This window comes from Rurimicrobium arvi (assembly GCF_039540495.1).
GTDB lineage: Bacteria > Bacteroidota > Bacteroidia > Chitinophagales > Chitinophagaceae > Rurimicrobium > Rurimicrobium arvi.
In genome coordinates this window covers 141,381-153,646 of record NZ_BAABEZ010000024.1, presented here as the reverse complement: position 1 = coordinate 153,646, position 12,266 = coordinate 141,381, and the positions used below count along the sequence as shown (strand labels likewise).

Sequence of the window (12,266 nt, the reverse complement as noted above, 5' to 3'; positions counted from 1 at the left end):
CGGTAATGCAAATTCCCCGACTATCGGGTCACGCCCAGTAATTGATCAATTTCGGCCAGCGAACGGTTCAGTATATCCGAAACCTCCTGCACCTGCTCGGGTGTCATGGATGAAATATTTCCGTTCTTCGTCTCATCCTCTATCTGTTGCAACAGTTCCGCCCCCTTCCCGATACCAAGCATCCTGAAGGACGATTTCATTTTATGACTTACGTCTGAAGCCTGCTGTGCATTGGCCAGAGCTACAGCGGTACGCAGTTCCTCCATCTGAGGTGGTATGTCCTCCATAAAAATATTCAGCATGTGCTTTTCAAAAGCAGAATTGCCGCGGGACAGGGATTGCAGGTAGGACAGATCCAGAACGGGAGCCTCCTTAGGAAACGCGAAAACCGGTTCTGCAGCCGGTAATTCCTGAGGCGCGTTGCACAAGCGGTCGACGATGCCAAACAGACGGTTAATGTCTACCGGTTTGGTTACATAATCGTTCATGCCCGCTTCTTTACTTTTACGTTTCTCTTCTTCATCGGAATGACCGGACATTGCTACCACGGGAATATCCATCTTAAGATGCCTGCGTATGTAACGCGTGGCCTCATGGCCATTCATCTCAGGCATTTCGATATCCATTAAAACAATATCAAAGTGTTTGCCGGATTCGAGCTGCTTTACGGCTTGTCGCCCGTTTTCGACGAAAACAGCGTCCAGCCCGCGTTGCACAAACAGCATTTCCATCACCTTGCGGTTGATGGCTGTGTCTTCTGCAATCAGAAACCGGACCTTGCTCCGGGGGGAGTCTGGTGTGTCCTGATAAATCATTCGTGTATATTGGTTATTGGTTGGCGAAAGTTACAACTTAATCCAATTTTCACATAGCTTTTGACAAAAAAAGTATAGATAAATACAATTATATCGCAAAAGCATCCAGTTATTCCTATGGAATTAATGGTATCAACCTGCACTGTTTCTCCTATACCCCACCTCAAAAAAAAGGCGGCCGCAGCCACCTTTTTTACGCATCCTTTTCGTGTTTTTAATGCACTACTTCGAGCAATTGCCTGGCTCCTCCTTCCGTGCGTAACAGGTAAATTCCTGCACCAAGCTGACTCAGGTCCAGTTGCAGTCCACCCGACACCGGTGATGCGGGCGCTGTAATTTCTCTTCCATTCCAATCGAAACATGAAACCTTCTGATGTTGGTCGCCTTCGGGCAAAAGTACCGTAACCATTGCCGAAGCCGGATTGGGCCGGATGGTCAGCGATCTGCCCGGTAAAGTTTGTTCGTCAACAGCTGTGGTCACTGTTACCGGTACAGAGCAGGATTTATACCAAAAACCCAGCGCATCCTTTACCCAAACGGTATAATTGCCGGATTTCGAGGGCCGCCAGATCTCGGAAGTAGTGGTCGCCTGGCGTTTATTACCCAGGTACCAGCGATATTCTTTATGTCCTGCTGGGCCGATGAGTTCGGGATCCACCCAGGTAACGGGTATACTTTTCACACCGTCCACATTGCTTTTGACCCTGATTCTGGGATCTGCCAGCGTTTGCTGTGCCGCGAGTTTCAGATACATTGCATCCGGCGGCGGTACCGCTCCGTTAAACGGATTGATCGTAACATCTTTACCGCTGGTGGTACCATAGATTACCGCAGCCGTGAGGAAAGATCCGGTCATGGCAGGATGCGCACCGTCGGGGCTCCATAGTTCCAATACAGGTCTCTCAAGTATCACACGGCGCCAGGCCGGTCCTATCGGTGCAATTACATCTTTCGCAGAATCGTTGAGCACCCGGTAATTCGCAGTGATACTGTCGATCATACTTGTGTCTTCGTCTTTGAATCCCCAGCCGGAAAACCAGATCATCTTGGCGCAGGGATGATAATAATGCAGCGAGTCGCGGATCATCAGATGTCCCTCCACCACTTTGCTCAGTGCGGGGTTCGGAAATTTTCCGGAATCCAGTGCAAAGCGCCCCTGGTTATCCTGCAACACCAGAAAATCCCATTCCGTATTACGGATCAGGTCAAATACTTCCGGATTGTTCATATGCGCCGCGCTTCCCATAGAGACATCGCCGACAGAAATGCCGCCGGGTGCATAAGCCACCGCGTTTGCGATCGTACCGCCCGCGGTATAAAAGTTTTGCACAATTGATTTCAGGTCGTTTGCTGCCGTAAAGCTGTTTCCGATCAGCAGTATATTCACCGGCTTCTGTGCCCTTACAGACTGGAAGGTGCATAAGGTGAAAGCGATGATGAAGGAAGTAATTATTCTGTTCATAGGATGGAGTATGTAATAATACGCACAGACGGTGATTTAAACGAATAGGTTGGCAGCTTTATGATCAACGACATTCGTCAGCCCCGGCATAAAAAGGATTATGCTATTTTCGCGTCCGCGCTTTACGTTATGAAAAACATCCTGCTTGCTTCCACCTCTACCCTTTTCGGTGAAAATTACCTGGCCTATCTGCAGCCGGCATTACGTGATCTGTTCCGGGATGTGGACGAAATTATTTTTGTCCCTTTCGCACGCCCCGGCGGCATCAGTCATGACGAGTACACCGCAAAAGCCGCTGCCGCATTTGCAGAAGCAGGCATCGAAGTAAGAGGGCTGCACACCTATGCAAATCCTGCATCAGCGATCCGCAATGCAAAAGGCTTCTTTACAGGTGGTGGCAATACGTTCCTGCTGGTAAAGCAACTGCATGAACTCGGATTGATGTCTGTGCTGAAAGAAGCCGTGGAAAGCGGCATTCCCTACCTGGGTGCAAGTGCGGGAAGCAACATCGGCGGCATCAATATGCAGACAACAAACGACATGCCCATTGTGTATCCCCCTGATTTCCGGACTATGGGACTGGTTCCGTTCAATCTGAACCCGCATTACCTCGATCCCAACCCTGATCTCAAACATAACGGAGAAACCAGGGAGACGCGCATCCGTGAATTTCATACGCAGAATGACATTCCGGTGGTCGGACTGAGAGAAGGCAACTGGATCCGCGTAAAGGGTGATACAGTCACTACCGAAGGCACTTGCCTCACACGTATATTCCTCAAAGACCGGGAACCTTATGAGCTGGAACCGGGAGCATTGCTGCGTTTTCAGCCGGCATAACCGCACACAGGCACCGCACTACTTTTCATAACGGAATTCCGCTGACGGTTGCACGCCTTTCGCCTTGCCCTCCGCTTCCCTGGCCCTCAGTTCCACCCTGCGAATCTTACCGCTGATGGTTTTGGGCAATTCACTCACAAATTCGATCAGGCGCGGCATCTTGTACGGAGCGAGGTTTTTACGGGAAAACGCAAATAATTCACGTGCTGTGGTTTCGTCTGCGCTGTAACCCTGCTGCAATACCACAAAGGCTTTTACTTCAAAACCTTTAATGGGATGCGGACTGCCTACTACTGCGGATTCCTGAACAGCATCGTGTTCGAGCAATACACTTTCCACCTCAAACGGGCCTACACGATAGTCTGAGGCTTTGATCACATCATCGTCGCGGCCTACAAACCAGATAAATCCGTCCTCATCCCTATAAGCTTTGTCTCCGGTATAATACAGTCCGTTCCGAAACACTGTGGCCTTTTTATCCGGATCACCGAAATAATCGGAGAAAATACCGTTCGGTTTACCAGTGTCCATGCGTACACAGATATTTCCTTCTTCAGAATCGGGCAGTATCCGGCCTTCCTCATCCGCAATCACCACATCATAGAGGAACAGGGATTTACCCATGGAACCAAATTTAGGGGTGCTTCCGGGAAGGTTGCCGACCATACAGGTACTTTCTGTCTGACCGAAGCCATCGCGGATGAGCATTCCGGTGCCTTTCTGCCATTGCTCTATCACCTCGGGATTCAGGGGTTCGCCGGCAGCCACGCATTCGCGCAACTGAAACCGGTAACCGGCGAGATCTTCGAGGATCAGCAGGCGCAAGACTGTAGGCGGAGCACAGAATGTGGTGATACCATAGCGTTCCATCATTTGCAGCGTGGTGGGCGCGTGGAAACGGCCGGGCTGATAATGGGCAAAGATCGTGGCGCCTACGCTCCAGGGAGCAAAGAAGCTGCTCCACGCAAATTTGGCCCAACCGGGCTGTGATATATTGTAATGAATATCTCCTGCACGCAGTCCTATCCACGATGCAGTAGTGAGATGCCCGAACGGATACGAAAGGTGCGTGTGCGTTACCACTTTAGGCATGCCGGTGGTGCCGGAAGTGAAAAATAAAAATAACGGATCATCCGATTTCGTGCGTGCGGCAACCGCTTCGACCGGATGACTATCAATGTCGGCAAGGGAATACCATCCGTCGCGTGTTCCGTCTGCGATTATTTTCACTGCCACGGATTTACCGGATATCTGCTCCGCTTCATCTATTTTGGGGGCATTCTCCGAGTCGGCTATCACCACCTTGGGCATCAGCTTACCGAAGCGATATACAATATCCTGTACCCCAAGAATAGTAGCGGCCGGGGTCAGGCAAAAGCCTCCTTTAACGGATGCGAGGATGGTTTGCCAGTTCAGCGGCAATAGCGCCATCTGCATCAGCAGCACATCCTGAGCCGCAACATCTCTGGAACGCAGGAAATTGACCAGCTGATTGGCCTGCGCGGCCATCTGCCGGTAAGAAACCCGCAGGTCACGCTCACCGTCTGTCCATAAAAGGGCACACGCATCCGGCTGCTCCTGCACGTAAATACCCTCAAATATTTCCTGTGCCCAATTGAAATATTCCGGCTGCGACACAGGAAGCGTGCGCAGTTCATCAAATTGTTTATTGGCGATCAGCGCGGCTACAATTCTGTATATCTGTTGCATAAAACACAAGTGCCGGGTAAAGGCGTCCCCCTAAAATTAGGCTTTGTGCTGTACAACCTGAAAAACTTCCTGCTACATGGTATAGATTTTCCGCGTCGGGAAAGCGCTTTACGAAAGCCCCTTCCACCATTGGCTGAATGTCTGGTCGGGACGGGAAAGAAACACCGGTTCTCCGATCATGGGGGTTACCAGACGGTAAGGAGCGGCCGCCGCGTATTCGCTTACCTTCTCCAGCGGTTCATCCCAGGAATGATGTGCCAATGTGAACTTGGAATGGTGTACCGGTATCATTGCGGCTGCACCGAGTTCGCGCGTGGCAAGTGCCATCTCTTCCGGCAGTTCGTGTACCGACTGCCAGGCTTTGTTGTATTGTCCGCATTCCCTAATGGCCCAATCCACCGGTCCGTATTTATCTGCAATATTGCGAAACCGGTCGTCGTAGCCGCCGTCCCCGCTGTAATACAGGTTACGCGCTGCGCTCCGGAACAGGAATGAAAGCCACAGACTGCGCCCGCGCGCAAAAGCACGTCCGGAGTCGTGCTGCGCAGATTCTGCAGTGAGCTGTAATTCCGGGGACAACTGTATCGAGCCACTCCAATCCAGTTCTGTAATAATATTTCCGTCATATCCCCAGCGTTCAAAATGGGCACCGGCACCCAATCCGCATACCACATGCGCTACTTTTGTGCGCAATGCCTTTATGGTGGGGTAATCCAGGTGATCATAGTGATCGTGCGACAGGATGAGGTAATCGATATCGGGCATATCTTCCACATTGTAGACATCGGTACCGGCAAACGCCTTCACGCTGCCGGGCAACGGAGACGCCTTACCGCTGAACACCGGATCCACCAGCATACGCACACCGCTCATCTGCAACAGGAATGAAGAATGCCCGAACCATACCATCAGGTCCTGTTCTTTCGGCAACGCACGCAGATCTGTTTGCACGGAAGGAAGCGGCACGGAAGGATACCTGCGGGGATTTTTCCGGAACAACATTTTGTACATCTCGCCGGGGATGCTGTACCCTTCGGAAATAGCGGGCTTTTCGATACGGTTGCGGAAACGGCCGTTGCGGTAATTCGGAGATGCAGCTACACGCTGCAAACGCTCACCGCGTGGTAACGCCCCGAACCGGGGCAATTGCATAAAAGCGTATACCAGTGTAGCAAATAAAATAATTGCAATAAAAATTATCTGGATCATAAAAATCAGGGACGGGGTTCGGCTTCTGCCAGTGCACGGATATCTTTTATTTCCAGCACACGACCGGGGTCATTGCGGCTTACCGCATGTATCATGGCTTTTCCGATACTTTCCACGGGAAGCACCGATTTAGGCGAAAAGACCTTCATCAAACGGCCGATGAAAAGGTACAGGCCTTTCCAGTTTTGCTGGCCGGGATAGGGTAAAATAACCCCGGGGCGGAAATGGTATGCAGCTTTAAAGGGCATACGTGATAATGTATTTTCAGTGCGTCCTTTTACGCGGGCCCACATGATCCGTCCTTTCTCCGAGCTGTCGGTTCCGGCGCCCGATACATAAGTGAAATACATGCCGGGATTGAGTCGCAGCAAACTGCGTGCGAAAGACAAAGTGAGCTCGTAAGTAACGGCTGTGTAAGCATCTTCTTTCATTCCCACCGAGCTTACACCCGCGCAGAAAAAGCAGGCATCATAACCACGCAGCAGCTCTTCCTGATCGGAAACATCAGTCAGATCAGGAACAATGAGGCTTGAAAGCTTCGCGTGCACAATACCGAGCGGCTTTCGCGATACGCTCAGAACCGCTTCTACCAGCGGATCGGCAAGACATGTGCGCAATACACCTTCTCCGACCATCCCTGTGGCCCCTGTGAGTATGACTTTCATCTGATACGATTTACGATGCAAAAGTAGGAGCTGCCGCAACCCCTGCAATAAACACGCTTCAATGTTTTTCCTAAAGTTTTCCCAAGCCCGGTCGCCGGAAGATCCCGGTATGCGCAGATACCTTGTGATATGCTAATTTTGCAGCAGTTAAGCCGATGTAAACAACCAATCATTACCAATGACCTTTCAGGAATACACCCAATATTTCGAGACCTTGCTGCACAAAAGCGCAGCAGAGCAAAACGCCCCGTACAACAATCCGGATTACCTTGAATACACGAAGCTGAACTGGGCACGTATGCACCGCTGGCTGAAAACAGCGCATATCGAAGAAGCCCTGTCAGACAAGCTCAAAGAAATTGCAGAAAAACAATACTGGATCGTGATCACCGAACCCTGGTGTGGAGACGCCGCGCACTCGGTGCCGTTTATAGAAATGGCCGCAGCGCAAAACCCGCTGATCCGCATTTCTTATGAGCTGAGAGACAGCGAACCCTTCCGTATAGAACAATACCTCACGCACGGATCGAAATCCATTCCCAAACTGATCATCCGCAACGAAGCCGGTGAAGATCTTGCCGTATGGGGACCCCGGCCCGCCGGATGCCAGCAGGTGTACGACGAGCTGAAAGCTGCAAATGCCGACTTTGGGCAGATGAAAACAGCGATTCAGCAATGGTACAATAAAGACAAAGGCCAGGAAATCCAGCGCGAACTGGCTGCTTTGGATTCTTTCAGAAAAGCATAACTTTGTTGTCCGACTGCCGCTAATAAAGGAAAACAGACATCCTGGACAACCACTTATACAGTGCAATCTTTGCGTTTATGTGTTTCCGGCCAGAAGCAGCAGCAGGTGAATAACCATACACATTCCGCTATAAGATTGAAACATACCAGTGTCATAGTGATCATGGCTGCGCTGTTTTTCCAGTGTATGGCACACTATTTCGTACTGGCTCTGTTTGAAATCCGCAAGGATTACATTGCCACCTACCTTTGTGAACAGAAAGACCGGGCAGATAATGTCTGTTGCGGCAAATGCTATCTGCAAAAGCAGATGATAAAGGTCAGCCCGGCACCGCAAGCCGATAAAGAAGGAGTACAGAAAATCGAAAAGCCTGATTTTTTAGTGTATTTCATTCCTTCGCAGGCAACGCTCTCCTGCATATCGGACGCTTCTCCGGCAGTGAGAATACCCCGCGTCAGGCGCCTGCTCGATAAGATCAGCATCAGCGCTTTTTTTCATCCGCCGTCCCCGGCATGTAAACTGCCCGTTATTCCGGCTATACTTTCCTGATACATGCAAAGCGGAATGCAAAATCCTGTTCCGGTTCGCAGTTCGGATTAACACCGGCACCTGTGCCAAACATAGAAAAAGAATATCAGGTTGCCGGTCCGCTATTCAATTATCCATCTTAACTCAATAAAAGCAAAAAATGAATCTTAAAAACTCAATCGCCCTGCTTACGCTGGCTGCAGCTGCAGGCCTGTCTTCCTGTAAAAAAGAAGAACCTACCACTATTACGAATCCCGGCCCTGTAACGCTGAACTTCTCCAACAAGATCGACAGCAACAACCTGGTACTCGATACAAAATGGTATCAGAATGCTAACGGCGATTCATTTACGGTAAGTAAGTTCAACTACTACATTACAAACGTCACCCTGCTGGGCGCGTACAATACAGCGGATTTCGCAGAAAAAGACAGTTATCACCTCATTGAACACAGCAGCGACGGAAGCAAAATGAGCATCAGTCTGGGTTCGGTGCCTGCCGGTACGTACGAAGGCATCAGCTTTATGATAGGAGTAGACAGTCTGCACAATGTTTCCGGCGCACAGGGCGGTGATCTTGATCCTGCATTGGGCAATTTCTGGTCCTGGACTTCCGGCTATATCATGCTGAAGTTTGAAGGAAATTCTCCGCAGGCTCCTACTACCGCAGGTCAGCTCATGTTCCATTGCGGCGGCTTTTCGGGGGCAGACAACGTGTTGAAAACAGTGAAACTTCAGTTGCCGAATCCGATCTACACAGGAGACAACAACACTCCTAAAATCAATCTGACCGCCAATGTGGCGCAACTGTTCCGTTCTCCGAACAAGATCGATTTTGCTGTCACAACGACAATACATATGCCCGGCCCAGCAGCCAGAGCAATGGCTGACAATTATGCGACCATGTTCTACGTGAGCTCTTCAGGACAATAATTAAAACACGGGTGTAACATCAATCGTTACACCCGTTCTCTTTTTAAGCACATGAGCAAAACTGTCTTCAGTACCGGAGTATTACTGATCGCATTATCGATCGCTTTTACCGCCTGCCATCCCGATCCGTCACTCGACCCACCGGAAACACAGGCTCCTCTTGGTTTTTACACTCCTGAAGGCTGGCCGCAACCCATTTATTCCTTTTCCGGCAATGAACTTTCTCCGGAAGGTATCAGCCTGGGCAGAAAGCTTTTTTATGACCCGGTGCTTTCCTACGATAAAACGATCTCCTGCAACAGTTGCCACGAGCAGTTCTCTGCATTCTCCCACCTGGATCATCCGCTCAGTCACGGCATTTACGGTCTTTTCGGAACCCGCAATGCTCCTTCACTCAGTAACCTTGCCTGGAAACCCGCGTTCTTCTGGGACGGCAATGTGACTAAGCTGGAAGACCAGCCGATGCACCCGATAGAAAACCCGGTAGAAATGGACCTTCCGGTTGCAGACGCCGTGTCCCGGCTCAACGCAGATCCCGGCTACAGAAAAGACTTTAAAACTGTATTCGGAACGGACACCATTTCGGCACAACAATTGTACAAAGCGCTTTCCCAGTTCATGGTGGTAATTATATCCGCAACTTCCCGGTACGACAAGCATGTACGCGGTGAAGCAGGCGGAACCTTTACCGAACAGGAAACGAGGGGCTTGAATGCATTCAGGCAAAAATGCGCTTCCTGCCATAAGGAACCGCTGTTTACCGACTATTCTTACCGCAATAACGGACTTAGCCCTTCTGCGGCGATCAACGACAGCGGCAGGGCACTGGTGACCCGCAATCCGGATGACTTGTACAAATTCATGGTCCCGTCGCTGCGTAATATAGACCTGAGCCGTCCGTACATGCATGACGGACGTATCCGCACACTGGATGCCGTGCTGGAGCATTACCGCACGGGCATCGTCGTATCTCCGACGCTGGATACTTCACTTACCGGCGGAATTGCGATGACGGACGATGAAAAAGCAGACATCATCGCATTCCTGAAAACGTTATCAGATAAAGACATGATCAGCGACAGCCGCCTTTCGCAACCGAAATGATCAGAAATAGGCCTCCTGCATATCCTGCAGTAGTCCGGGCTGCGAAAACGACCAGCCTGTTGCCCGCATTGTCTGAGCGGCATCAGCTTTACAATCCATCGCCGCAAAGTGCGCAAACCAGCCGAAATGCGCGGCCACCTCTTCTCCGGTTATGCTCCGGTCGGGAACACCCAGACCAGCACTGATCTCTTCCGCAATGGCCCTGAACGGAATTCCTGTTTCGGCTACAGCATGAAACACACGTTGCTCCGGCTGTTGCTCCGCGATCAGACGGTACAGACGTGCTGCATCCAGACGATGAACCGCAGGCCACAGATTGCCACCTGTTCCGATGTACGCGGAAATTCCTTTTTCCCTGGCCAACGCAATAAGCATCGGCACAAATCCGTGATCTCCGCGACCATGTACTGTTGGCGGTAAACGTACGATGTACACCGGTACGCCTGCGGCATTCAGCGCCATAGCTGCTTCTTCAGACGCTGCCCTGGGAATAGACTCGGAAAGGGTTGCTTTCATGTCTTCGGTGATCATGCTTTCGCTTCTTATAAGTCCGATACCGGATGTCATAATAAGCGGTCTCCCGGTTCCGGCCAGCGCCTTACCCAACGCTTCGATTACTTTACGGTCGGTGGCACAATTTTCTTTAAAGCGGCTGAAGTCGTGATTGAATGCGGTGTGGATCACGACATCGCTGTCAGCTACTGCAGACACGATACTTTCGGGATCATCGAGGTTTCCGATTACTGCGGCTGCGCCGATTTGTTCCAATGCCGCCATCGCTTCCGGTCGCCGCACCATACCGGTTACGCTGTGACCTGCGTGCAATAACTCCTGAACAACTGCCGAGCCTACAAATCCGGAGGCTCCTGTAACAAATACTTTCATTGCTGATTTCATTTTGAGCTTACAAAATTCAGCCGTCGGCAATAAAAGAAAGAGGTCATTTGACGCATTTTAAATGCTAATGCCGTGCAGATGCCTGGCGGATACGGCCAAGCGTTTTGAGCGAAATACCGAGGTAGGAGGCGATCATACGCAACGGAACGCGGCTCAATAAGCCCGGATAGCTGTTGACAAACTCCTGGTATTTTTCTTCAGGAGTGGCACTGAGGGCGGATACCAGCCGGTGTCGGCTACTGTAAATATTACGGGAAACCAGTTGGCGCGAAAAAGCTTCAAGCGCCGGAATTTCATGGAGCAATTGATGAAAAGCGTCTTTTGGCCAGAGATATACTTCGGACGCTTCTATCGCGTCGATGTTGAACCGCGCAGGCGTCTGGTGGTCGTAACTTTCCACATCGAGCGTCCAGTGCAGTTCCGGACAAAACTGAAGGATATGTTCAGAACCGTCTGCAGCCACCGCGTAATTGCGCAGTAATCCGTCTGCGACAAATATCTTGTACCGGCAAATCTGGCCTTCCTGCAGCAGCATCGTTCCGCGCTGCAGGCTGCGGGCCTGTACAGCGGCGAGCGTACGGGCCACGTCCGCATCGGACAGGCCAGCTTTTTCATGCAGGTATTGTTCAAGAATCAGCGACATAATACGATTCAAAAGTAAGACATTAAAATACGCGTATGATCTTACACAGGCGCTATAATATGATGTCTTATCGCAAATAATACCAGCCCCGTAACGTTCCGGGATCCGGTTTTCTGTAACAGCGCATTCCTGTGGCCATTAACGGTCTTTACGCTCAGGAAAAGTATCTGAGCAATCTCCTCCGCCGTATGTTGCTGGCATACCAGCTTCAGCACCTCTTCTTCACGACGGGTGATGGTCGTGAGCGGTCTCTTCGCTGTATGCTTTTTGCCCATGTTTCTGCGAATTGCATTCAGGGTGCGCTCATTGATATAAGAACCTCTGTGAAAGACACTCACGATGGCATCATATACTTCATAGGGATCAGTATCTTTTACAAGATAGGCATGAGCACCGCATTCTATCAGTTGGTTGATAAAGTTCTCGTCATCATGCACAGAAAGGATGATGACCTTCATAGCGGGGTATACCCGGATCAAATATTCCGTAAGCTGCCGGCCGTTATATTCCGTATGCCCGGAGGACGGCAATGAAAGGTCTACGAGCATTACGTCCGGCAGTTCAGCACATTGCTCCAGTTTTCCCGGAACACTGTAGCCGTCCGCCGATTCAAATACCACGGAGATATCCTGCCAGTTGCCCAGAATCGCTTTTATTCCTTCCCGGAAAAGGATTTGGTCTTCCACCAAACCTACTTTTATCATTTGTTGCATC

At 50.6% G+C, this 12,266-nt stretch carries 13 protein-coding genes; 5 read left to right on the top strand and 8 right to left on the bottom strand.

Going from position 1 to position 12,266, the window contains the following annotated elements; genetic code table 11:
- Positions 1-20: 20 nt before the first annotated feature.
- Together ABD846_RS13190 and ABD846_RS13185 are read right to left on the bottom strand one after the other, a co-directional pair.
- Complete coding sequence (locus ABD846_RS13190) at positions 21-815, bottom strand: response regulator (RefSeq protein WP_344827904.1); 795 nt, start codon at positions 813-815, stop codon at positions 21-23.
- Between the two features lie 214 nt (positions 816-1,029).
- Positions 1,030-2,277 (bottom strand): T9SS type A sorting domain-containing protein, encoded by a 1,248-nt coding sequence (locus tag ABD846_RS13185; protein ID WP_344827901.1) that lies wholly within the window; start codon positions 2,275-2,277, stop codon positions 1,030-1,032.
- Positions 2,278-2,337: 60 nt separating this feature from the next.
- Between ABD846_RS13185 and pepE the strand changes: the two genes are divergently transcribed.
- Entirely contained in the window at positions 2,338-3,117 is a 780-nt protein-coding gene (pepE, locus tag ABD846_RS13180; protein WP_344827899.1) for a dipeptidase PepE, read from the top strand.
- A gap of 18 nt (positions 3,118-3,135) precedes the next feature.
- Here pepE and ABD846_RS13175 read toward each other — a convergent pair whose 3' ends face one another.
- The 3 genes from ABD846_RS13175 to ABD846_RS13165 all read right to left on the bottom strand — a co-directional run bounded on the left by ABD846_RS13175 (position 3,136) and on the right by ABD846_RS13165 (position 6,701).
- On the bottom strand, positions 3,136-4,827 hold the full coding sequence (locus ABD846_RS13175; RefSeq protein ID WP_344827896.1) for an acetate--CoA ligase: 1,692 nt from the start codon (positions 4,825-4,827) through the stop codon (positions 3,136-3,138).
- 108 nt (positions 4,828-4,935) lie between these two features.
- A complete protein-coding gene (locus ABD846_RS13170; protein WP_344827894.1) occupies positions 4,936-6,036 on the bottom strand; it encodes an MBL fold metallo-hydrolase in 1,101 nt (366 codons plus the stop codon).
- A 5-nt stretch (positions 6,037-6,041) separates the two neighbouring features.
- Positions 6,042-6,701, bottom strand: a complete 660-nt coding sequence (locus ABD846_RS13165) for an NAD-dependent epimerase/dehydratase family protein (protein ID WP_344827891.1) — start codon at positions 6,699-6,701, stop codon at positions 6,042-6,044.
- A gap of 178 nt (positions 6,702-6,879) precedes the next feature.
- On the opposite strand from ABD846_RS13165, the gene ABD846_RS13160 reads away from it, so the two are divergent.
- From ABD846_RS13160 to ABD846_RS13145, 4 genes are all read left to right on the top strand, one after another.
- A complete protein-coding gene (locus ABD846_RS13160; protein WP_344827888.1) occupies positions 6,880-7,449 on the top strand; it encodes a thioredoxin family protein in 570 nt (189 codons plus the stop codon).
- 69 nt (positions 7,450-7,518) lie between these two features.
- Positions 7,519-7,998: a hypothetical protein gene (locus ABD846_RS13155; RefSeq protein ID WP_344827886.1), complete on the top strand. Its 480-nt coding sequence runs from the start codon at positions 7,519-7,521 to the stop codon at positions 7,996-7,998.
- 139 nt (positions 7,999-8,137) lie between these two features.
- Positions 8,138-8,908: an MbnP family protein gene (locus ABD846_RS13150; protein WP_344827883.1), complete on the top strand. Its 771-nt coding sequence runs from the start codon at positions 8,138-8,140 to the stop codon at positions 8,906-8,908.
- Positions 8,909-8,959: 51 nt separating this feature from the next.
- Positions 8,960-10,012, top strand: a complete 1,053-nt coding sequence (locus ABD846_RS13145; RefSeq protein WP_344827880.1) for a cytochrome-c peroxidase — start codon at positions 8,960-8,962, stop codon at positions 10,010-10,012.
- On the opposite strand, the gene ABD846_RS13140 is transcribed toward ABD846_RS13145, so the two are convergent.
- The 3 genes from ABD846_RS13140 to ABD846_RS13130 form a co-directional block, all read right to left on the bottom strand.
- Positions 10,013-10,897 carry an SDR family oxidoreductase gene (locus tag ABD846_RS13140; protein ID WP_344827878.1) on the bottom strand — a complete coding sequence of 295 codons (885 nt, stop codon included), beginning with the start codon at positions 10,895-10,897 and terminating at the stop codon, positions 10,013-10,015.
- Between the two features lie 76 nt (positions 10,898-10,973).
- Complete coding sequence (locus ABD846_RS13135; RefSeq protein WP_344827875.1) at positions 10,974-11,552, bottom strand: Crp/Fnr family transcriptional regulator; 579 nt, start codon at positions 11,550-11,552, stop codon at positions 10,974-10,976.
- Between the two features lie 41 nt (positions 11,553-11,593).
- A complete protein-coding gene (locus ABD846_RS13130; protein ID WP_344827872.1) occupies positions 11,594-12,265 on the bottom strand; it encodes a response regulator in 672 nt (223 codons plus the stop codon).
- Between the last annotated feature and the right edge of the window lies 1 nt (position 12,266).